The sequence below is a fragment of the Acidovorax sp. LjRoot194 genome (genome assembly GCF_964253015.1).
Taxonomy (GTDB): Bacteria; Pseudomonadota; Gammaproteobacteria; order Burkholderiales; family Burkholderiaceae_C; genus Acidovorax.
The window spans coordinates 1,550,726-1,570,459 of record NZ_CAXUQB020000001.1 but is presented as its reverse complement, the minus strand read 5'-3'; the positions used below and the strand labels follow the sequence as shown (position 1 = coordinate 1,570,459).

Here is a 19,734-nt window from a genome sequence, read left to right as displayed (position 1 = left end):
ACTGGCAGTGTTGCTGGGTTCGGCAGCGCGCGTTATCGGTACAAGCCCTAAAATGGCCCGGTGACAACCATTCTGAACGCCGACCTGCACTGCCATTCCGTGGTCTCCGATGGCACCCTGACGCCGGAAGACCTGGCCGCCCGCGCCAAAGCCAACGGGGTGGAGTTGTGGGCGTTGACCGACCATGACGAGATCGGTGGCCAACGCCGCGCCATGGCTGCCGCCCGTGCCTTGGGCCTGCCCTACCTCACCGGCGTCGAAATCTCCGTCACCTTTGCCGACACCACCGTCCACATCGTGGGCCTGGGGTTCGACCCCGACAACGCCCAGCTGGTCGAAGGCCTTGCCGCCACGCGCGGCGGCCGCGGCGAGCGCGCCAAGGACATGGCCGCGCAGCTGGCGCAGGCGGGCATCCACAACGCCTACGAAGGCGCGCTGCAGTTCGTGGGCAACCCGGCACTGATCTCGCGCACGCACTTTGCCCGCTTTCTGGTGGAAACCGGCGTCTGCCGCGACACGCCCGAAGTCTTTCGCAAGTACCTCACCGAAGGCAAGCCCGGCTACGTGCCCCACCGCTGGGCGGCCCTGGGCGATGCCGTGCGCTGGATCACCGAGGCTGGCGGCATGGCGGTCATCGCCCACCCGGCCCGCTACAAGTTCAGCGCCAATGAAGAGTTCGCGCTGTTTTCCGAATTCAAGCAGCACGGCGGGCGCGGCGTGGAGGTGGTCACCGGCAGCCACAGCTCGCCCGAATACGTGACCTACGCCGCGATGGCCGAGGAGTTCGGCCTGGCCGCCTCGCGCGGCAGCGACTTCCACAGCCCCGACGAATCGCACACCGACCTGGGCACGCTGCCGATGTTGCCGGGCCAGTTGACCCCCGTGTGGGAGTTGCTGGCCGACAAAATCCAGCGATAGAACCCGCCCTGGCGCAGCCAGCCGCTGCGCGGCGCAGCGTGCACCACCGGCCGTCTGCAGCGTGGGGTGCGCCCCGGTCGGCGGACCGAAGGGCCGAGACCGCACTGTGCGGTGCACTGGCCTCGACTGCAGCGGGTCGGCCGTTGCGCGCCGTGCACTTCGTATTTTTGTGAACCCTTGAGACCGCCCCACCATGGCCCAGTATTTTGAAGCCCACCCCGACAATCCCCAGCCCCGCCTGCTCAAGCAGGCCGCCTTGCTGCTGCAAAAGGGCGGCATCGTGGCCGTGCCCACGGACTCGAGCTACGCACTCGTCTGCCACCTGGACGACAAGGACGCGGTGGACCGCCTGCGCCGCATCCGCCAGGTGGACGACAAGCACCACCTCACGCTGCTGTGCCGCGACCTGTCCGAGCTGGCCAACTACGCCCGCGTGGACAACCGGCAGTACCGCCTGCTCAAGCTGGGCACGCCCGGCCCCTACACCTTCATCCTGGAAGCCACCAAGGAAGTGCCGCGCCGCGTGAGCCACCCTTCGCGCAAGACCATCGGCCTGCGCGTGCCCGACCGCAAGGGCCTGCAACTGCTGCTGGAGCTGCACGGCGCCCCGCTGCTGGCCACCACGTTGATCCCCGCAGGCGAAACCGAACCCCTGAACGACCCGCAGGACATCCGCGCGCGCTACGAAAAACTGCTCGACGCCATCGTCGACTCTGGCGCCTGCCCCCTGGAGCCCACCACCGTGATCGACCTGACCCCGATGGGCGCCGGCGGCGACCCCGAAGTCATCCGCGAAGGCCGCGGAAGCCTGCAAGCGCTGGGGTTGTAGAACTGAAGTCTCGGCCCCCTCCTCTGCGCCTGTGAAGACCGTGCTGAGCCTCAGAGTCCTTTTTTGGATTGCAGCGCCCAAAACTGGCGCGGCCCAAGGCCAGTGCCACCGTGGATCTGGCTCCGCCAGTCCAGGGGTGGCGTCCCCCTGAGGGGGAAGCCGCGCAGCGGCTCAGGGGGCTACAACTTGAATGCGCCGACCGCCTGCTCCAGGTCGCTGGCCTGTGCCGACAGTGCCGAAGCCGTGGCCACCGCGTTCTGCACCAGGGCCGCCGTCTCCTGCGTGGCGCCGTCCATGTGCGATACGGCGGCGTTCACATGGCTGATGGCCTCGCTCTGCTCGCGCAGGGCCACCGAAATCTCGCCCAGCAGGGTACTCACCTGGCCCACGGCAACCACGATCTCCTCCATGGTCTTGCCGGCCTTGCCCACCTGGCCCGCACCGCTTTCCACCTGCTCGACCGATGCGCTGATCAGCGCCTTGATCTCGCGCGCGGCCACCGCGCTGCGCTGCGCCAGGCTGCGCACTTCGCTGGCCACCACGGCAAAACCGCGGCCCTGCTCGCCCGCGCGGGCGGCTTCCACCGCTGCGTTCAAGGCGAGGATGTTGGTCTGGAAGGCGATGCCTTCGATCACCTGGATGATGTCCACGATCTTGCGCGAGCTGCCGCTGATGGCCTGCATGGTCTGCACCACCTCGCCCACCACCGCGCCGCCCTGCTCGGCGATGGCCGATGCCTTGACGGCCAGGCCGCTGGCCGAATGCGCGCGCTCGGCGTTCTGGCGCACGGTGGCGGTCAGCTCTTCCATGCTGGCGGCGGTTTCGGTCAGGGACGACACCTGGTCTTCGGCCCGGCGCGACAAGTTGCTGTTGCCCCGGTCGATGTCCGCGGCCGATGCCGTGATGGAGTCGGTGCTCTGCTTGATGCGCGAGACCAGGTCGGTCAGGGTGTCCTCCATGGTGCCCAAGCCGTCCAGAAGCCGTCCAAAGTCGCCGTCGAGGTCGGAGCTGAACTCCTGGCTCAGGTCACCCGAGGCCACGGTCTCGGCGATCAGGATGGCCTGGTTCAGCGGGCTCACGATGCCGCTGCGCAGGGTCAGAAAGGCCACCAGAGACAGCGCAAACACCGCAATGCCACCGCCCACGATCCAGGAGCGGGCGCTGGACAAATGCTCTTGCGCCTGGGTGGCCTTGGACGTGCGCTCGCCGTCCGTGGCGGTGGACACCGCGCTGCGGTAGGTGTCTTCGGCGCGGCTGATGCGCGACAAACCCATGCCCATGATCAACGCCATCAGCAGCGCTATGCCGCCAAAGGCAAGAACGAGGCGGGTTCCGATTTTGAGGTGATCCAGGGGCACGGGATGTCTCCGAAAGGGTGTTTTGTATGAGTATGGGCCGCAGCGCAACGAGAAACAGCACCCCAAACCTGCGATGCATTTTGTTACTCCGTGCCACATGCTATCAACGATTGAGCGCGGAGGGTGTAACGCTGTCGTACAACCGCATCACCCTGCGTGGAGGGCCTGCGCTTTCCCTGGCCTCTGAGCGTGTTCCGTGCGTCTGAGACAATCGACGGGTGGACATCTCCAATCTCATCCAAACCGTTCTGATCTACGCCCTGCCGGTGTTGTTTGCCATCACGGTGCACGAGGCAGCCCATGGCTACGCCGCGCGCCACTTCGGCGACAACACCGCGTACATGATGGGCCGCATCACGCTCAACCCGCTCAAGCACATCGATCCGGTCGGCACCATCCTGATGCCGCTGCTCTTGTACTTCGCCACCTCGGGCGCGTTCCTGTTCGGCTACGCCAAGCCGGTGCCGGTCAACTTCGGCAACCTGCGCAACCCCAAGCGGCACATGATCTGGGTGGCCCTGGCCGGGCCGGCGTCCAATTTCTTCCAGGCGATCTTCTGGGCCGTGCTGCTCGTGGCGGTGGTGGGCTCGGGCGTGGACGAGCGCTTCTTCATCGAGATGGCGCGCGCCGGCGTGCTGGTCAACCTGGTGATGTGGGCCTTCAACCTGTTTCCGCTGCCGCCGCTCGATGGCGGCCGCATTCTGGTGGGCCTGTTGCCCTGGAAGCAGGCGCACATGGTCTCGCGCATCGAGCCTTACGGCTTCTTCATCGTGCTGGCCCTGGTGGTGGCGGGTGTGGTGGGCGCGCTGTGGCTGCGCCCGCTGATGTCGGTGGGCTATACCGTCATCCAGTTTCTGCTCACCCCGCTCACAGCCCTGTTGCGTTAATTGTTCTCTCCCCTTTTTGCTGACACCGTCCCCATGAGCACCACGCGTTTTCTCACCGGCATCACCACCACGGGCACGCCCCACCTGGGCAACTTCGTGGGCTCGATCCGCCCCTCGGTGGCGGCCAGCCTGTCGCCCAACGTGCAGAGCTTTTACTTCCTGGCCGACTACCATGCGCTGATCAAGTGCGAGGACCCGGTGCGCATCCAGCGCTCCACGCTGGAGATCGCGGCCAGCTGGCTGGCGGCGGGCCTGAACCCCGACCACGTCACCTTCTACCGCCAGTCCGACATCCCCGAGATTCCCGAGCTCAACTGGCTGCTGTCGTGCGTGACCGGCAAGGGGGTGCTCAATCGCGCCCATGCCTACAAGGCATCGCAGGACAAGAACCTCGCTGCCGGGCGCGAGGCCGACGACGGTGTGACGGCGGGCCTGTTCATGTACCCCGTGCTCATGGGCGCCGACATCCTGATGTTCAAGGCGCACAAGGTGCCCGTGGGCCGCGACCAGATCCAGCACATCGAGATGGCGCGCGACATGGCCGCGAGCTTCAACCACCTGTACGGCGAGCACTTCGTGCTGCCCGAAGCCGCCATCGACGACCATGTGGCCACGCTCCCCGGCCTGGACGGGCGCAAGATGAGCAAGAGCTACGACAACACCATCCCGCTGTTCAGCTCGCGCGACCAGCTCAAGAAGCTGATCGGCGGCATCCTGACCGACTCGCGCGCGCCCGGCGAGCCCAAGGAGGTGGACGGCTCGGCCCTGTTCCAGATCTACCAGGCCTTTGCCACGCCCGAAGAGACCGAGGCGCTGCGCAAGGCCTATGCCGACGGCATTGCCTGGGGCGACGCGAAGAGCACGCTGCTCGAACGCGTGGACCAGGTGATCGCACCCATGCGCGCCCAGTACGAGGAGCTGATCCACAACCCCGCCCGCATCGAAGCCACGCTGCTGGCCGGCGCCGAGCGGGCCCGCGCCCTGGCCACGCCGTTCATCCGCGAGTTGCGCTCGGCCGTGGGCCTGCGCAGCCTGGCGCAGCCCACCACCGCAGCCAAGCCCGCCAAGGCAGCGAAGGCCGCCCTGCCCTCGTTCAAGCAGTACCGCGAAGCCGACGGCAAGTTCTACTTCAAGCTGGTGGCGGCAGATGGCCGCCTGCTGCTGCAGAGCACCGGCTTTGACGCGCCCAAAGACGCCGGGCAAGCCATCGCCCAGCTGCAAAAGGACGCAGGCGCCCTGCAGGCCCTGGCCCCGCGCCTGGCCCCGGTCGATGGCGTGCAGGCGGCCGACGTGAGTGTGGCGCTGCAGGCACTGGCAGACGCTGCAGCCGCGGCCTGACACCCCAACCGCCCCCACACCGACCCGGCCGCTGGCCGGGTTTTTCTTTTGCTCTCTTTTTTATAGCTGCCAGCGCATGACTGGCAAGCGGAAGGCCCTGAAAAGCTTCAATTCCTGCCACGCCCTGCCACCCACGTCCCAGAGTGCCGCCGTCACCGTCCCCATCACCGCACCCTCGACGAGGGAGGGCAGAGCTCACGTGCCGGTACTGCTCAATGCACGGCGCACCACGCAAGCACCCCTGCTGCGCCAGCACTCCAAGATGCAGCGCCGCAACGGTGCCTGCACACCATGGCATTCCGCACCGTGTTGTGCTTAAACTGGCTCCATCTGTCCGCTGGACCTGGAGATGCCATGAAGCTCTTGACCGCCTCGCTCTGCGTGATCACCCTGCTGGCAGGTTGCAACGCGACCACCAACCACCCCTCGTCGGCCATGGCGTCGGGCCGGGACCGCACCTTCAGCGTGCCGGTCTACGGCACGGACACAGCACCGGCCTACGGCGCCGCCACGCGCGAATGCCAAAAGCTCATGCTCTTTCCCAAGCTGCTGCGCAACGACGGCTCGCGCCTGGTCTTTGAATGCGTGAGCGAATCCCCCAACGGCCAGCCATGAGCCAGTCCGCCAGGGCATTCGGGTGCATGGCGCTGGCTACCGTGCTGGCGGGCTGTGCCGCACCCTCCCCACCGCGGGCCGGCGCCAGGGGTGCCACAGTGGCCGAAACCCCCACCCACATCCCCACCCGGACCACCACCTGGACCAACAGCCTGGGCATGGTGTTCGTGCAGGTGCCCGCTGGCAGCTTCACCATGGGGGGCGTCGAGCCGCCCGAGACCCTGGCCCGGGCCTACCCCACGCTGGAGGCAAAACGCTTTACCGACCTGGCCGACGAGCAGCCCGCGCACACGGTGCACATCCGCAGCGCCTTCTACCTGGGTCAGCACGAGGTCACGGTGGGGCAGTTCCGGCGCTTCCTCGACGCCTCGGGCTACGTGCCCGAGTCGGTGGCGGACGGCACCGGCGGCTACGGCTACAACGCGCAGTACGACCCTGCCACCACGCGCCGGGGCGACGCCTTCGAGGGGCGCGACCCGCGCTATTCCTGGCGCAACCCCGGCTTTGCGCAGGGCGACGACCATCCGGTCGTCAACGTCACCTGGAACGACGCCCAGGCGCTGGCCGCCTGGCTGAGCCGCACCGAAGGCCAACGCTACCGCCTGCCCACCGAGGCCGAGTGGGAATACGCCTGCCGTGCCGGCACCCGCACCCGCTACCCGCACGGCGATGACCCGCAGGCGCTGGTGCGGTCTGCCAACGTGTTCGACCAAGCCGCGGCACCGTACTGGGCCCGCTGGCAGCAGCACGCCCTGGCAGGCAACGACGGCCACGCGTTCACCGCACCGGTGGGCAGCTACCAGCCCAACGCCTTCGGGCTGCACGACATGCTGGGCAATGCCTGGGAATGGGTGTCGGACTGGCATGGCGATGACTACTACGCGCAGTCGCCGGCCGACGACCCGCAGGGCCCGCCAGAGGGTTCGGTGCGCGTGCGCCGGGGAGGCTCGTGGCACACATGGTCGTTCTATGCGCGCTGCGGCTACCGCAACTGGAACAGCCCGGAGACGCGCTACACGCTGGTGGGCATGCGGCTGGTGCGCGAGATCGAAGCGCCCGCCCCGGCCCGGCGCTGACCCAGCCTCGCTTGCGGCCGCGCCCCTCTACGCAGCGCCCTCTGGTCCTGCGCGGGGACAGAATGCGGGGCGGCGTCTGCGCGGCCCCCGATAGCGCAGGATGCGCCTGCGCCCTCCCTCCCACCGTCAACAAATGTCAACCGGCTGACGCCCTTCGGGCAACGCCTGCATGCAGCGCCTGTTCTCGCAAATAATCCCAGGTTGGACATTTTGGACAGGGGACACCATGCGAATTGCCGCACTGGACGACGACGCGCTGCAGCTCGATCTGATCAAGCAGGCCACCGAGGCCATGGGGCATGTGTGCCATACGCATTTGAACGGCGCCGACTTCCTGCGCGAACTGCGCCGCGAAACGTTTGACCTGCTGATCGTGGATTGGCACCTGCCCGATACCACCGGTCCCGAAGTGGTGCGCTGGGTGCGCAAGAACGTGGGCACCCAGCTGCCCATTCTGTTTGTCACCCACCGCCAGGAAGAACGCGACATCGTGGAGGGCCTGGGCAGCGGCGCAGACGACTTCATGGTCAAGCCCGTGCGCATCGGCGAGCTGACCGCGCGCGTGTGGGCGTTGCTGCGCCGCGCCTACCCCGACAATGCCGGTGGTGTCCTGGAGTTTGGGCGCTACCGCTTTCTGCCGGAAACACGGTCCATCGAGGTGGACGGCGTGGCCGTCGAGCTCAAGAACCGCGAGTACGACCTGGCGCTGTTCCTGTTCCAGAACATGGGCCGGCTGCTGTCGCGCGACCACCTCAAGGACATCATCTGGGGCCAGGTGGCGGATGTGATGTCGCGCTCGCTGGACACCCACATCTCGCGCCTTCGCACGCTGCTCGACCTGCGCCCTGCCAATGGCTTCATCGTCTCGGCGGTGTACGGTGTGGGTTACCGCTTCGAAGCCGTCGATGCCCAGAAAAGGGCCTGAGGCGCGCACGACCATGGCCACGGGCGGCCAGCCACCCTGAGGCCGCCCGCGCCCCGCCCACCCGGCGGACACCAGGAGATTTTGATTTGGCCAGCACATACCGCCCCACCCAACGTGACAGCCGACGTAAAAGCCGATGTGACAGCGGGCAAGCCGCCCGGTGTGACAAGGGGCACGGCACCCGTCAGGCCCTGCGCCCGCTGTCGGCCTTGAGCCTTGCCCTGTGCATGGCAGGCTTTGCGGCACCCGCCGCGCACGCCGACACGCCCCACACGCCCCACCCGCAGGGCGACGAGATCGCCCACACCGTGCAGGACGGCGATACGCTGGAGGGCCTGGCCCGCGCCTACCTGGATGCGCCCCGGCAATGGCCGCTGCTGCAGGCGCGCAACAAGGTCGCCAACCCACGGCGACTGCAACCGGGCTCGGTGGTGTGGATCCCCGTGCGCCTGCAGCCCGCGGAGTCGGCCACGGTGGAGTTCGTGCACGGCACGGTCACCGCGCAGGGTCCCGCTGGCGACGCTCGCACGGCCGTGGTCCAAGGCGGCAAGCTCGAAGAAGGCACTGCGCTGCAGGTGGGCCCCGACGCGTTCGTGGCCGTGAAGCTGGCCGACGGCACCGTGGTGCGCGTGCAGGCCCACTCCGAGCTGCAACTGCGCCAGCTGCGCCGTCGCGGCCGCGCGGGCAGCGTGCAGTCGGTGCTGGAGATGCGCAGCGGCGCGGTGGAGTCGTCGGTACCGCCCAGTGCAGAGCCGTTTCGGCGGTTCGAGCTGCGCACGCCGCTGGCGGTGACCAGCGTGCGCGGCACCCACTTCAGCGTGGCCATGACGGACACGGGTAGCACCGCGGCGTCGGTGCTCAACGGGTCTGTGGCCGTGCAGCCGCGCCAGGGCGACACGCCCACCGCCCAGCCCGACCCCTCGGCCCCCACGGCCCTTCTGGCGACCGGCCAGGGCCTGGCCGTGGCAGCCGACGGCACGGTGGGCGCACCGCGCGCCCTGCTGCCCGCACCCGACACCTCGGCCGTCCCCACCACCCTGGGAGACGCAGGCCTGCTGGCCATCAACGTGCCGCCGCTCGCAGGCGCTGCGCGCTATGAAGCGCAGGTCGCGCGGGACCCAGACTTCACCCAGGTGCTGCGCCACGGGCGCTTTGCCGACGGCCAGCTGCGCTGGAAGGCGCTGGAGGACGGGCGCTACTACCTGTCGGTGCGCGCGCTGGATGACGCGGGCATCCCCGGTGTGCCGGCCGTGCTGCCCTTTGCCGTCAAGACCCGGCCTGTGCCGCCGCTGTACCAAAGCCCCGCGCCCGGCGCCGTGGTGGCGCGAGGCGCCGCAGAACTGCGGTGCACGCAGGTGCCCGGTGTGCGCTGGTTCCGCGTGCAGGTGGCGGCCAGCACGCCCAACGCAGCTGGCGAGCGCGCCTGGAGCCAGCCCGTGCTCGACGAACAACGCCTGACCGAATGCCGTCTGCCCATTACGGGCCTTCCAGCGGGGGAGTACCTCTGGCGCGTTGCCAGCCTGCTGGAGCTGCCGGGCGGCCAGGCCGACCAGGGGCCTTTTGCACCGCCGCAGCCCTTCACCGTGGCCGAGCGGCCTGCCACGCTGTCTGCACAGTCGCTGCAGGCGAAGGATGGCGACACGTCCGTGCACCTGCACTGGCCTGCCCAGCCCGGCCAGCGCTTTCGCCTGCAACTGGCGGCCGCCACCGACCCCGGGTTCGACGCTGTGACCCTCGACACCGTGCTCGATGCGCCGCAGTGGACAGGCAGCGACCTGCCTGCGGGCGAGTACCTGGTCCGCATTCAGGTGCTGGACCCCACGGGCCTGGGCAGCGACTTCTCCCCTGCGCGCCAGATCCGCGTCGGATCGGGTATCCGCACCGGGGCGGGCCTGCCGGTGTCCACATCCAGCGGCCAGCCGCTGGCGCGCCCTTGAGCGCGGCTGGGCAGGGTGTTCCACCCGTCTACCGGGTGGCCTGATCCATGTGGACCTTTGCACGCAGCCGCGGCCGACAGCGGCGCCTGGAATGGAGCCTGCTGTCCGTGGCCCTGCTCGCGCTGGTGGCCTGGCTCAGCCCACCGGCCAGCCTGGGCCGGGTGAACCATCTGGTGCAGGACGCGGGCTTGCGCTTGCTGTCGCGGCCTGCGCGCCCCGACATCGTGATCGTCGCCATCGATGACCGCAGCATCGCCAGCATCGGCCGATGGCCCTGGCGCCGTGCACTGCATGCCGAGCTGATCTCGCGCATCTCGGCGCAGGCGCCCCGCGCCATCGGCATGGATGTGCTCTTTGGCGAAGAAGACCAGGACTACCCCGAAGACGACGCCCTGCTGGCCGATGCCATGGCGCGCAGCGGCCGCATGGTGCTGCCCATGATGCGTCGTGGCTACGGACCTGCTGCCAGCCAGGCCGACCTGCCGTGGCCGCCGCTGGCCCAGGCCGCAGCCCGGGTGGGGCATGTGCACGTGGCGCCCGACACCGATGGCGTGGTGCGCAGCTTCTACCTGACCGAAGGCCCCGGGGCAGCGCCCTGGCCCCACTTCGGCACCGCGCTGCACTGCGTGGGCCAGCCCGGTGCCACAGGCTGCACCCCGCCGGTCAAGCCGGTGGACACCACCGCCGCCGCGGGCACCGTCCCCACCGGCCCCGCAGGCCCCACCAGCGACTGGCAGCGCAACGACCGCACGCTCATCGCCTACGCGGGCGGCCCGGGCCACTTCCCCACCTATTCGTACATCGACGTGCTGCGCGGCCAGGTGCCGGCAGATGCGTTCCGCGGCAAGTATGTGCTGGTGGGCGCTGCGGCATCGGGCCTGGGCGACATGTTCGCCACGCCGGTCAGCCAGCAGTCGCGGCTGATGCCCGGCGTGGAGGTGGTGGCGCATGTGCTGGACAGCCGGCTGTCGGGCGCCGGCATCCGGCCTGCCGGCCCGGTGGCCAACACGCTTTTCAATCTGGTCCCGGTGGCGTGCGCGCTGCTGGCGCTGCTGCTGGCCGGCCCTTTCGTCGCCCTGCTGACCAGCGCACTGCTGGCCGTGGGCACCCTGCTGCTGAGCGTGGCCCTGCCCTGGTGGCTGGGCCTGCAGCTGGCCCCTGCGGCGGCCATGCTGGGGCTGGTGCTGGCCTATCCGCTGTGGAGCTGGCGGCGCCTGAGCGCTGCCGCGCATTTTCTGCGGCAGGAGATGGAGCGCCTGCAGCGCGACGGCCTGTCGCTGCGGCTGCCGACCCGCGCGGGCGACACCGGCGACTTTCTGGAAAAGCGCATCAACGCCGTGGAGCGCGCGTCGCGCCAGCTGCGTGACCTGCACCACTTCGTGAGCGAGAGCCTGCAGCAGCTGCCCTCGCCCACCATCGTGTGCGACCCTGCGGGCCGCATCCTGCTCACCAACATGGCTGCGCGCCGACATGTGGGCGGAGACATCGCACTGCCGCTGCAGGGCCAGTCGGTGGCCGAGCTGCTGCACGACCTGGTCCACACCGGCACCGGCCAGCCCTTGGTCACGGCGGAGAACCTGCACTCCAAAACGATGCCCGAGCAAAGCGAGGGGCATGATGCACGGGGCCGCAGCCTGCTGGTGCAGTGCAAGCCTTTCACCGACCTGGCCAAGGCGGGCTGGCTGATCACGCTGGTCGACCTGACCGAGATGCGGCACGCGCAGCAGCAGCGCGACCAGGCGTTGAACTTCATCTCGCACGACATCCGCGCGCCCAACGCGTCCATCCTGACGCTGCTGGAGATGCAGCGCGCCTACCCCGGTCGCATGTCGCACGAAGAAATGATGCAGCGCATCGGGCGCTATGCGCGCACCTCGCTGGGCATGGCCGAGAACTTCGTGCACCTGGCCAGCGCGCAGTCGCAGGAGTACCGCAGGGCGCCGCTGGACCTGGTGGCGATGCTCGCGGAAACCGTGGACGACACCTGGGCCCTGGCCCGCGACGGGGGCGTCGACGTGATGATCACCACCGCTCCGGATACGGCCCCTGCGCTGGGAGACCGGTCGCTACTGGTCCGCGCGCTGGTCAATGTGCTGCACAACGCCATCAAGTTCAGCCCGGCGGGAAGCACTGTGCAGTGCGCCATTGCGCCGCGCGGCACGCAGTGGGTGGTGTCGGTGCGGGACCAGGGGCCTGGCATTGCGCCGCAGTTGCAAGGCCGGTTGTTCGCCCCCTTTCAGCGCCTGCACGACCGCAGCCATCCCGCCGTGGGCGGCGTGGGCCTGGGCCTGGCGCTGGTGCACACCGTGGTGCAACGCCACGGGGGCACGCTGGAGGTGGACAGCGAGGTGGGTCGCGGGGCGGAATTCAGGCTGGTGCTGCCGGGCCTTGCCGAGCCGGTCGCTACCGACTGAGTGGCCCAAGCACAATACTATTGAATTGATAGCAAACAAATGGCTACCAACAAGCGGTAGGTACCATTTTTATTCAATTACTGCACTGCGCACAGTTTCAGCGTGGCGAACGGGAGCGCTCATGGTGAAGGGCTCGACACATTCAAGGAACGAGGACGAGCTTGCCCAGCGTGCCACCGCTGCCCGGCAGCTCGTAGGCCTGGCGGGCTTGAACCCTGGCGCCAACGCCAGCGCCAGATGCCAGAAGCTTCACTCCGGCAGGTCGTCCAGCCGGTAGCCAAAGCCCCGCACCGTCTTGATGAGGGCGAGCGGCTGGCCTTCGTCGATCTTGGCACGCAGGCGCCTCACGTACACATCCACCACATTGGTCAGCGGGTCCTGGCTGGTGCCCCACACGTTGGACAAAATGCGCTCGCGGCTGTACACGCGGCCTGGCGAATTCATGAGCAACTCCAGCAGCGCCAGCTCCTTGGCCGTGAGCGTGATGGTCTGGCCGGCACGGCTGGCGCTCATCCGCTCCAGGTCCAAGGTCAGGTCTGCCACATGCAAAAGGGTGGAGCGCGGCTTTTGCTCGCGGCCCCGGCGCATCAGCGCTTCGATGCGAGCGATCAGTTCGTCGAAGGCGAAAGGCTTGGTCAGGTAGTCGTCCGCCCCGAGGCGCAGGCCCTGCACCTTGTCCGCCGTGTTGCCCAGCGCGCTCAGGATCAGCACCGGTACGTGGTGCCCTTCAGCACGAAGCGTCTGGCACAGCTCCAGGCCGCTCAGGCCCGGCAGCATCAGGTCCAGGATCAGGATGGCGGGCTCGGTGGTGCGCGCCATGGCCAGACCGTCCGTTCCGTTGCGCGCCAGCTCGACGCGGTAGCCCTCGGCACGCAGGCCGCGCAGCAGGAAGTCCGCGACACGGGCATCGTCTTCAACCACCAGGATGTTCATAAGGTCACAAGGCCCATTCAGGCGCGTCGGCCGCAATGACCGGCAAGGAGATGCGAACGGTGGTGCCGCGCAAGGCGACGCTGTGCACCTCGATCTGACCGGCATGTGCGTGCACGATGGACTGGGCTATCGACAAGCCGATGCCGGTGCCGTCGGCCCGGTGCGCACGGGCCCGCTGGCCGCGCACGAAGCGCTCAAAAATATGGGGCAGCTCGTCCGCGTCGATGCCGATTCCTGCATCGCTCACGACGATGGTCGCCATCGACGGGTCGCTGCGCAGCGCGACCGCCACCGTGGCGCCTTCGGGCGAGTACCGCACGGCATTGTCCAGGACGATCATGACCGCCTGGGCAAGCCGGTCGGCGTCGGCATGCACGCGCACCGGGCCTGCCGCCGCACCGCCCAGGTCCAGCTGCACATCGACCCGGCGGTCGGCGCCCAGGGTTCGGGCCTGGTCCACCGCCTCGGCCAGCAGCGCAGGCATGTCGGTGGTGGTCGGCTTCATGACGAGCTGGTCCGCCTCGGCCTTGGCGATCAGCATCAGGTCATGGATCAGGCCGGTCATCTGGTCGATGCCGCTGATCACGCGGCCCAGGGCCTGCCGGTATTCGGCGGTGGGTTTGTCCTTGCCGCGCAGCGCGATCTCGGCCTCGCCGCGGATCGCGGTGGCGGGCGTGCGCAACTCGTGCCCCAGGTCGGCAAACAGTTGCCGGCGCCGCTCGTCCAGCTGCTTGAGGGTGTCATGCGCAGCGCTGAGCTCCCGCGTCCTGTCGTGCACCGCCACTTCCAGGTCATGCCGGGCGGCGTCGGCCGCAGCGCGGTGGCTTTGCAGCTCTTGCGCCATGGCGTTGAAGCTTTGCGCCACGTGATCGAACTCGTCCCGGGAGCCGGTGGCGATGCGGTGGTCCAGCGCACCCGCCTGCAGGGCCTGTGTTCCGGCGAGCAAGCGGTCCAGCGGCTGCTGCAAGCGACGGCTCAGGCTCAAGGCCATGACGACCGCCGCCGCCAGGGTGATGAGCGCCATGGCGATGGCTTTTTCGCGCAGGGCGGCCAGCGCGCGCTCTGTCGCGGCCCGCGCCACGGGCACGGTGAGCCGCTGGCGGTCGATGGCACCGTTGAGGACTTCGCGCAGGTCACGGCCCTTGGCCATGTCGAACACCTGGTTGATCTCGCCCCACAGCACAGCAAACTCGGCGCCGGGCTCCAGGGGGGTCAAAGGCTTCAGGCGCGCATCGACGGCCTTTATGTTGTCCTTGAGCAGCTCGGAGACGCCCACCAGCTGGTGCACCTCCTGCGGCACCGCGATGCCGTCGCGCTCGGCCAGTTCACGCCAGAGTGCCGCGTCCTGCACGGCCAGTGATTCCAACGCGGTGGCACTGCGCTGCATGTTTTCGATCAGCCGCTCGCGCACCTCGGGCACGGCGTCGGCGTTCATCAGGCGCTGCATGGCCCACACACGCAGCCGCTGCTTGTTGGCCGACAGGTCCAGCAGCTCCGACAGGATGTCGCTGGTGAGGCGGCTGTGGCGCGCGTAGTCGTTCACGCGGTAGGCACCCCAGTAGACGAAAGCGGCCTGCACGCACACCAGGGCCAGCAGCGCCGCAAACGCCAGGGACAGCCGCGTGCGAAACATCGGGTGAAGCCAACTCTTCATTGGCGCAGTGGTGCAGGGCCGCGACGGATCACGCGTGCAGGCCGGTGGATGCAGCGGCGGGCAGCTTCATGCCAGTGCCTCACCAAACCTTGTCGATGGACCCCGACCACAGCTCGTTCAAATCCGGGAACCGCCATTTGTCCGGGTCCTCGCGCGCCACGATCTTTTCGGTGCACCCTGGTGCTGCCAGGTCCACCAGCTCCGGCGGAATGCGCAGATCGGACTTGGTGCTGAAGAACACCTTCACGATCGGCGTGGTGAGCGCTGCCGGCGCCTGCTCCGTCACTACCCCGATGCGCCCGGAGGTCAGCCGCACGAGCGAGCCTACGGGGTAGATCCCGATGCTCTTGACGAAGGCCTGGAACAGCCGCGCATCGAAGTGGTCGTTCGTCCACTCCGCCATGCGCCGCAGCGATTCGGCCGGGTCCCAGCCGCGCTTGTAGGGCCGGTCGGAGGTCACGGCGTCGTACACGTCGCAGATCGCCGTCATGCGCGCGATGATGCTGATGCCGTCGCCCTTGAGCTTGTCCGGGTAGCCCGTGCCGTCCACCTTTTCGTGGTGGTGCAGGCAGGCGTCCATCACCGCCTCGGGCACGCCAGAGCCTTCCTTGAGCATGTGGTAGCCCTCCACCGGGTGGCTGCGCACCACGGTGAACTCCTGGTCGGTGAGCTTGCCGGGCTTGTTGAGCACCGCCAGCGGGATCGCCGCCTTGCCCAGGTCGTGCAAGAGCCCCGCCATGCCCGCCAGGCGCTGCTGGTCGTCCTTGAGCTTGAGCTGCTTGGCCAGCGCCACCATGAGCGCGCACACCGCCACCGAGTGCATGTAGGTGTAGTCGTCCGCGGTTTTCAGGCGTGCCAGGCTGATGAGGGCGCCGGGGTTGCGGGTGACGGAGTCGGTGATCTCCTCGACCAGGCTTTGCGCGCCCGCGGCGTCCACTGCACGGCCCATGCGCGCCTCGTTGAACATGGAGACCATCGCCTCCTTGGATTGCGTGCAGATGGCGGCGGCCCGCTTGAGCTCGCTTTTCATGTCCGTGGCGGTCCGGTCGCGCTGGGGCGGCGGCGGTGGGGGCGGCAGCGTGACCTTGAGCGTGGGCAGGTCTTCCAGGCGGCTGAAGTCGGTCTCGATCTTGGCGTCGGCCTCCTCGCGCGAGACGGAGGCGGTGCCTGGCGCCACGTCCAGGCCCTTGTCGGTGTCGATCCAGCACTCGTGGATGGCGGTGGACTGGATGCGGGCAAGGTCCTTGGGGTCCTTGAGCAGGAACTTGGCGCGCCAGAAGGGATGCTCCATCCACGAGCCGCAGAACTCGTGCAGGTACATGCCCAGGGTGAGGTGTTCGATTTGGATGCGCTTGAGCATGGCCTGGGACCTGGGGGAAAAGACGCCCGCCCTCAGGCGGTGGCAACGGTAACCAATGGTAGCGTTTTTGGCCTGATTGTTCGTTCGTAGAACCCGCTATTTGCGAGCATCACAAACCACAAAAATTGCACCATAACAGTGCAAAACAGCACAAGCAACTTATGTTCGCGTGGGATTGCTGCATCTTCCACCCAGATTGGCCACGTCTCAGCCACACCATCCGGGGCGCACGCGTTGACGCTTTTCGCGGCCTCATGGGCACGCCACGCCGCCGTCATCCATGCAAAAAACAGATGGCATGAGATCGTGATTCGGCATCGGGCCATCACGGATTCGCTCCTCTAATGGACGTTCATGCAACCCCGCCAGTCAAGGACATCCATGTTGATAGCGCATACCCCACCCGACATATTTGCACCCATCGGCCCCTACGCCCAGGCCGTGGAAGCCATCTCCGTGAACCGCCTGCTTTTCATCAGCGGCACCATGGGGCTGGAGCCGGACGGAAGTCTGGCGAAGGGCTTCGAAGCACAAGCCCACCGGGTCTGGTCCAACATCGAGGCCACACTCGCGGCCGCCGGCATGAACCGCAAGAATCTGGCGAAACTGACCATCTGGCTGGCCAACTACGATGACTGGCGCCTGGGCGCCGACATCCGCCAGCGCTACCTGGGCGACCACAAGGTGGCGATGTCGGTGGTGCAGGTGGGGCTGGTCCACCCGGACTGGCTGATCGAAGTCGAAGCCATTGCGGTGGGGTGAGCGATGGTGGAATTCGAGTTGAACGGCCGCAACGTGGCGCTGGACTTGCCGGCCGACATGCCCCTGCTGTGGGCACTGCGTGATGTGCAAGGGCTGACAGGCACCAAGTTCGGCTGCGGCCTGGCGCTTTGCGGTGCCTGCACCGTCCACCTGGACGGCGCGGCCATCCGCTCTTGCCAGACACCCATCTCCGCCGTGGCCGGCCAGCGCATCACCACCATCGAGGGCATTGGCGACACTGACGTGGGGCGCGCCGTGCAAAAAGCCTGGCTGGATGAATCCGTGGTGCAGTGCGGCTACTGCCAGTCGGGGCAGATCATGTCGGCGTGCTCGCTGCTCAGCCAGAACGCGACGCCCACGAATGACGAGATAGACGCAGCCATGTCCGGGAACATCTGCCGCTGCGGCACCTACACGCGCATCCGGGTGGCCATCCACCGCGCAGCCCGCGGCGGAGGCCAGGCATGAGCATCACGAAAACGACGCAACCGGCCGCCAGCCGCTCCAGTCCCTGCGAACTGCCGCTGCAGCCAGAAAGCGCGGCAACCCCCACGCTGACCCGTCGCTTACTGCTGATGGCCGGCGGATCGCTGGCCCTGGGCGTGGCGCTGCCCGCACGATCTGCAGATCGGCATTCCGAGGCGCTGGCAGCCATGAAGGCGCCTGCGCCCTTCGAGCCCAACGCGTTCATCCGCATCGGCACCGACGACAGCGTGACGCTGACGATGGCGCGCGTCGAGATGGGCCAGGGTATCTACACGGCGCTGTCGATGTTGATCGCCGAGGAGCTGGAAGTACCGCTCTCGCGCGTCACGCTGGCCCATGCCCCGCCGGACGCAGCCCGCTATGGCAACCCGCGTGCGGGCGGCGGGCAGATCACCGGCGGGTCCAACTCCATCATGGGCGCGTGGGAGCCGATGCGCGTGGCCGGCGCCACCGCGCGGGCCATGCTGGTGAGCGCAGCGGCCCAGGAATGGGGCGTGCCCGCCGCCGAATGCCAGGCGCGCGAGGGCCGAGTCAGCCATCCGCCCAGCGGGCGCCAGCTGCGCTACGGGCAACTGACCCGCAGCGCCGCCCGTCTGCCCATGCCGCAGCAGGTGGCGCTCAAGCCCCAGCACTTGTTCCGGTTGATCGGCAAACCCATCCCGCGCCTGGATGTGGCGGGCAAGGTCAACGGGTCGGCCACCTACGGCATCGATGTGCGCCTGCCCGGCATGCTCTACGCTGCGGTGGCTGCGTGCCCGGTGTTCGGCGGCACGCTCGCCAGCGTGGACGAAGCCCCTGCCCTGGCGGTGTCCGGTGTACGCCAGGTCGTACGAATCTCCAATGCGGTGGCCGTCATCGCCGTCCACTCCTGGGCGGCCAAGCAAGGGCTCGCGGCGCTGAAGATCGAGTGGAACAACGGCGCCGGGGCGGGCGTATCGACCGCGCAGCTGCGCCAGGACCTTGAGCAACAGCTGGACCGCCAGGATGCCGCATCGGCGCTGTCGAAAGGCGATGTACAAGCCGCTCTGGCAGTCGCCGCGTCGCGCCATTCGGCGGTCTACCACTCGCCGTTTCTGGCCCACGCTGCGATGGAGCCCGTCAACTGCACCGTACACCTCAAGCCGGACGGCTGCGACGTATGGGTGGGAACGCAGGCGCCCATCCGCGCGCGCGATGCTGCAGTGAAGGCATCGGCGCTGCCGGCTGACAAGATCCGCATCCACAACCACCTGCTGGGCGGCGGCTTTGGACGCCGGCTGGAGGCGGACTATGTGGAGCAGTCCGTGGCGCTCGCGCGCACGGTGCAGGGCCCCGTGCAGTTCATCTGGTCACGCGAAGAGGACATCCAGCACGACATCCTGCGGCCCATGTACGCCGACAGGTTGAGTGCGGCGCTGGACGCGCAGGGCCGGCCCACGGCCATCACCCATCGGGTGGTGGGCTCGTCCATCCTCGCGCGGGTCGCTCCGGGCGCTGTTCGCAATGGCCTGGATGGCGATGCGGTCGAGGCCGGTCTCGGGCCCTACGCATGGCCTGCCGCCCAGCTCGACTATGTGCGCCATGAGCCCATGCCGGGGTTGGCCACGGGCTGGTGGCGCGGTGTGGGCCCCACGCACAACTGCTTCGTGATCGAGAGCTTTGTGGATGAGCTGGCCACCCTGTCGCGCCAGGACCCCGTGGCCTACCGCCTGGCACTGCTGCCCGCAGGTTCCCGCACGCGGGCCGTGCTGGAGCTGGTGGCGCTGAAGTCGGGGTGGGACACGCCACTGCCCGCAGCCAAGACCAAAGGCTCCCGCAGGGGCCGGGGCGTTGCAGTGCTGTCGGCATTTGGCAGCTTCATGGCCCAGGTGGCCGAAGTCACCGTGGACGCCGCAGGCGAGATTCGCGTAGACCGCGTGGTGTGTGCTGTCGACTGCGGGATGGTCGTCAACCCGGACACCGTCCATGCCCAGGTGGACGGCAGCATCCAGTTTGGCGTGACGGCAGCGCTGTGGGGCGAGATCACGCTGCAGGGCGGCCGTGTGGAGCAGAGCAATTTTCACGACTACCGCGTGCTCAGGCTGTCCGAGGCACCACAGGTGGATGTGTATGTGCTGCGGAGCGACGAGGCGCCGGGAGGCATCGGGGAGCCGGGTACGTCCGCGGTGATCGCGGCGGTGGCCAATGCGGTACACGCTGCAACGGGCTACCGCGCGCGCAGTCTGCCCGTGCGGCCGGGCTCCGCTTGAGGTACTGTGCTGCC

16 protein-coding genes are annotated in these 19,734 nt (G+C 68.3%); 12 read left to right on the top strand and 4 right to left on the bottom strand.

Going from position 1 to position 19,734, the window contains the following annotated elements:
- The first annotated feature begins 60 nt into the window (after positions 1-60).
- Positions 61-918 (top strand): 3',5'-nucleoside bisphosphate phosphatase, encoded by an 858-nt coding sequence (locus tag ACSQ3N_RS07235; RefSeq protein ID WP_436145959.1) that lies wholly within the window; start codon positions 61-63, stop codon positions 916-918.
- 193 nt (positions 919-1,111) lie between these two features.
- Positions 1,112-1,747, top strand: coding sequence for an L-threonylcarbamoyladenylate synthase (locus ACSQ3N_RS07230; protein ID WP_436145958.1), 636 nt, complete (start codon positions 1,112-1,114; stop codon positions 1,745-1,747).
- 179 nt (positions 1,748-1,926) lie between these two features.
- Here the strand turns inward: ACSQ3N_RS07230 and ACSQ3N_RS07225 are convergent, their stop codons facing one another.
- Complete coding sequence (locus ACSQ3N_RS07225; RefSeq protein WP_436145957.1) at positions 1,927-3,105, bottom strand: methyl-accepting chemotaxis protein; 1,179 nt, start codon at positions 3,103-3,105, stop codon at positions 1,927-1,929.
- Positions 3,106-3,323: 218 nt separating this feature from the next.
- Here ACSQ3N_RS07225 and ACSQ3N_RS07220 point away from each other — a divergent pair, with 218 nt between their 5' ends.
- The 7 genes from ACSQ3N_RS07220 (at position 3,324) to ACSQ3N_RS07190 (ending at position 12,297) form a co-directional block, all read left to right on the top strand.
- Positions 3,324-3,992: a site-2 protease family protein gene (locus ACSQ3N_RS07220; protein ID WP_436145956.1), complete on the top strand. Its 669-nt coding sequence runs from the start codon at positions 3,324-3,326 to the stop codon at positions 3,990-3,992.
- A 33-nt stretch (positions 3,993-4,025) separates the two neighbouring features.
- Complete coding sequence (locus ACSQ3N_RS07215) at positions 4,026-5,330, top strand: tryptophan--tRNA ligase (RefSeq protein WP_436145955.1); 1,305 nt, start codon at positions 4,026-4,028, stop codon at positions 5,328-5,330.
- A gap of 354 nt (positions 5,331-5,684) precedes the next feature.
- Positions 5,685-5,945 carry a hypothetical protein gene (locus ACSQ3N_RS07210; protein WP_056161751.1) on the top strand — a complete coding sequence of 87 codons (261 nt, stop codon included), beginning with the start codon at positions 5,685-5,687 and terminating at the stop codon, positions 5,943-5,945.
- Positions 5,942-7,021 carry a formylglycine-generating enzyme family protein gene (locus tag ACSQ3N_RS07205; RefSeq protein ID WP_436145954.1) on the top strand — a complete coding sequence of 360 codons (1,080 nt, stop codon included), beginning with the start codon at positions 5,942-5,944 and terminating at the stop codon, positions 7,019-7,021. The genes ACSQ3N_RS07210 and ACSQ3N_RS07205 overlap by 4 nt, the downstream gene beginning before the upstream one ends.
- Positions 7,022-7,247: 226 nt before the next feature.
- Positions 7,248-7,946 carry a response regulator transcription factor gene (locus tag ACSQ3N_RS07200; protein ID WP_056161747.1) on the top strand — a complete coding sequence of 233 codons (699 nt, stop codon included), beginning with the start codon at positions 7,248-7,250 and terminating at the stop codon, positions 7,944-7,946.
- A 209-nt stretch (positions 7,947-8,155) separates the two neighbouring features.
- Positions 8,156-9,883 carry a FecR family protein gene (locus ACSQ3N_RS07195; RefSeq protein WP_436145953.1) on the top strand — a complete coding sequence of 576 codons (1,728 nt, stop codon included), beginning with the start codon at positions 8,156-8,158 and terminating at the stop codon, positions 9,881-9,883.
- Between the two features lie 47 nt (positions 9,884-9,930).
- Positions 9,931-12,297, top strand: a complete 2,367-nt coding sequence (locus ACSQ3N_RS07190; RefSeq protein ID WP_436145952.1) for a CHASE2 domain-containing protein — start codon at positions 9,931-9,933, stop codon at positions 12,295-12,297.
- A 249-nt stretch (positions 12,298-12,546) separates the two neighbouring features.
- Here the strand turns inward: ACSQ3N_RS07190 and ACSQ3N_RS07185 are convergent, their stop codons facing one another.
- The 3 genes from ACSQ3N_RS07185 to ACSQ3N_RS07175 form a co-directional block, all read right to left on the bottom strand.
- A complete protein-coding gene (locus ACSQ3N_RS07185; protein ID WP_056161744.1) occupies positions 12,547-13,230 on the bottom strand; it encodes a response regulator transcription factor in 684 nt (227 codons plus the stop codon).
- Positions 13,231-13,234: 4 nt separating this feature from the next.
- Positions 13,235-14,863, bottom strand: coding sequence for an ATP-binding protein (locus ACSQ3N_RS07180; protein WP_436147930.1), 1,629 nt, complete (start codon positions 14,861-14,863; stop codon positions 13,235-13,237).
- Between the two features lie 100 nt (positions 14,864-14,963).
- A complete protein-coding gene (locus ACSQ3N_RS07175) occupies positions 14,964-16,244 on the bottom strand; it encodes an HD-GYP domain-containing protein (protein ID WP_056161740.1) in 1,281 nt (426 codons plus the stop codon).
- Between the two features lie 381 nt (positions 16,245-16,625).
- Between ACSQ3N_RS07175 and ACSQ3N_RS07170 the strand changes: the two genes are divergently transcribed.
- From ACSQ3N_RS07170 to ACSQ3N_RS07160, 3 genes are read left to right on the top strand one after another with little or no spacing between them, the layout of a single operon-like run.
- Positions 16,626-17,006: a RidA family protein gene (locus ACSQ3N_RS07170; protein WP_056161738.1), complete on the top strand. Its 381-nt coding sequence runs from the start codon at positions 16,626-16,628 to the stop codon at positions 17,004-17,006.
- Between the two features lie 3 nt (positions 17,007-17,009).
- On the top strand, positions 17,010-17,474 hold the full coding sequence (locus tag ACSQ3N_RS07165; RefSeq protein WP_056161736.1) for a (2Fe-2S)-binding protein: 465 nt from the start codon (positions 17,010-17,012) through the stop codon (positions 17,472-17,474).
- Positions 17,471-19,720: a molybdopterin cofactor-binding domain-containing protein gene (locus ACSQ3N_RS07160; protein WP_436145951.1), complete on the top strand. Its 2,250-nt coding sequence runs from the start codon at positions 17,471-17,473 to the stop codon at positions 19,718-19,720. The genes ACSQ3N_RS07165 and ACSQ3N_RS07160 overlap by 4 nt, the downstream gene beginning before the upstream one ends.
- Positions 19,721-19,734 lie beyond the last annotated feature (14 nt).

Excerpts from the sequence above, each read along its gene's own strand:
- ACSQ3N_RS07230 (WP_436145958.1), top strand. The coding sequence starts at position 1,112 with ATGGCCCAGTATTTTGAAGCCCACCCCGACAATCCCCAGCCCCGCCTG.
- ACSQ3N_RS07215 (WP_436145955.1), top strand. The coding sequence starts at position 4,026 with ATGAGCACCACGCGTTTTCTCACCGGCATCACCACCACGGGCACGCCC.
- ACSQ3N_RS07210 (WP_056161751.1), top strand. The coding sequence starts at position 5,685 with ATGAAGCTCTTGACCGCCTCGCTCTGCGTGATCACCCTGCTGGCAGGT.
- ACSQ3N_RS07205 (WP_436145954.1), top strand. The coding sequence starts at position 5,942 with ATGAGCCAGTCCGCCAGGGCATTCGGGTGCATGGCGCTGGCTACCGTG.
- ACSQ3N_RS07200 (WP_056161747.1), top strand. The coding sequence starts at position 7,248 with ATGCGAATTGCCGCACTGGACGACGACGCGCTGCAGCTCGATCTGATC.
- ACSQ3N_RS07190 (WP_436145952.1), top strand. The coding sequence starts at position 9,931 with ATGTGGACCTTTGCACGCAGCCGCGGCCGACAGCGGCGCCTGGAATGG.
- ACSQ3N_RS07185 (WP_056161744.1), bottom strand. The coding sequence starts at position 13,230 with ATGAACATCCTGGTGGTTGAAGACGATGCCCGTGTCGCGGACTTCCTG.
- ACSQ3N_RS07180 (WP_436147930.1), bottom strand. The coding sequence starts at position 14,863 with ATGTTTCGCACGCGGCTGTCCCTGGCGTTTGCGGCGCTGCTGGCCCTG.
- ACSQ3N_RS07175 (WP_056161740.1), bottom strand. The coding sequence starts at position 16,244 with ATGCTCAAGCGCATCCAAATCGAACACCTCACCCTGGGCATGTACCTG.
- ACSQ3N_RS07170 (WP_056161738.1), top strand. The coding sequence starts at position 16,626 with ATGTTGATAGCGCATACCCCACCCGACATATTTGCACCCATCGGCCCC.
- ACSQ3N_RS07165 (WP_056161736.1), top strand. The coding sequence starts at position 17,010 with ATGGTGGAATTCGAGTTGAACGGCCGCAACGTGGCGCTGGACTTGCCG.
- ACSQ3N_RS07160 (WP_436145951.1), top strand. The coding sequence starts at position 17,471 with ATGAGCATCACGAAAACGACGCAACCGGCCGCCAGCCGCTCCAGTCCC.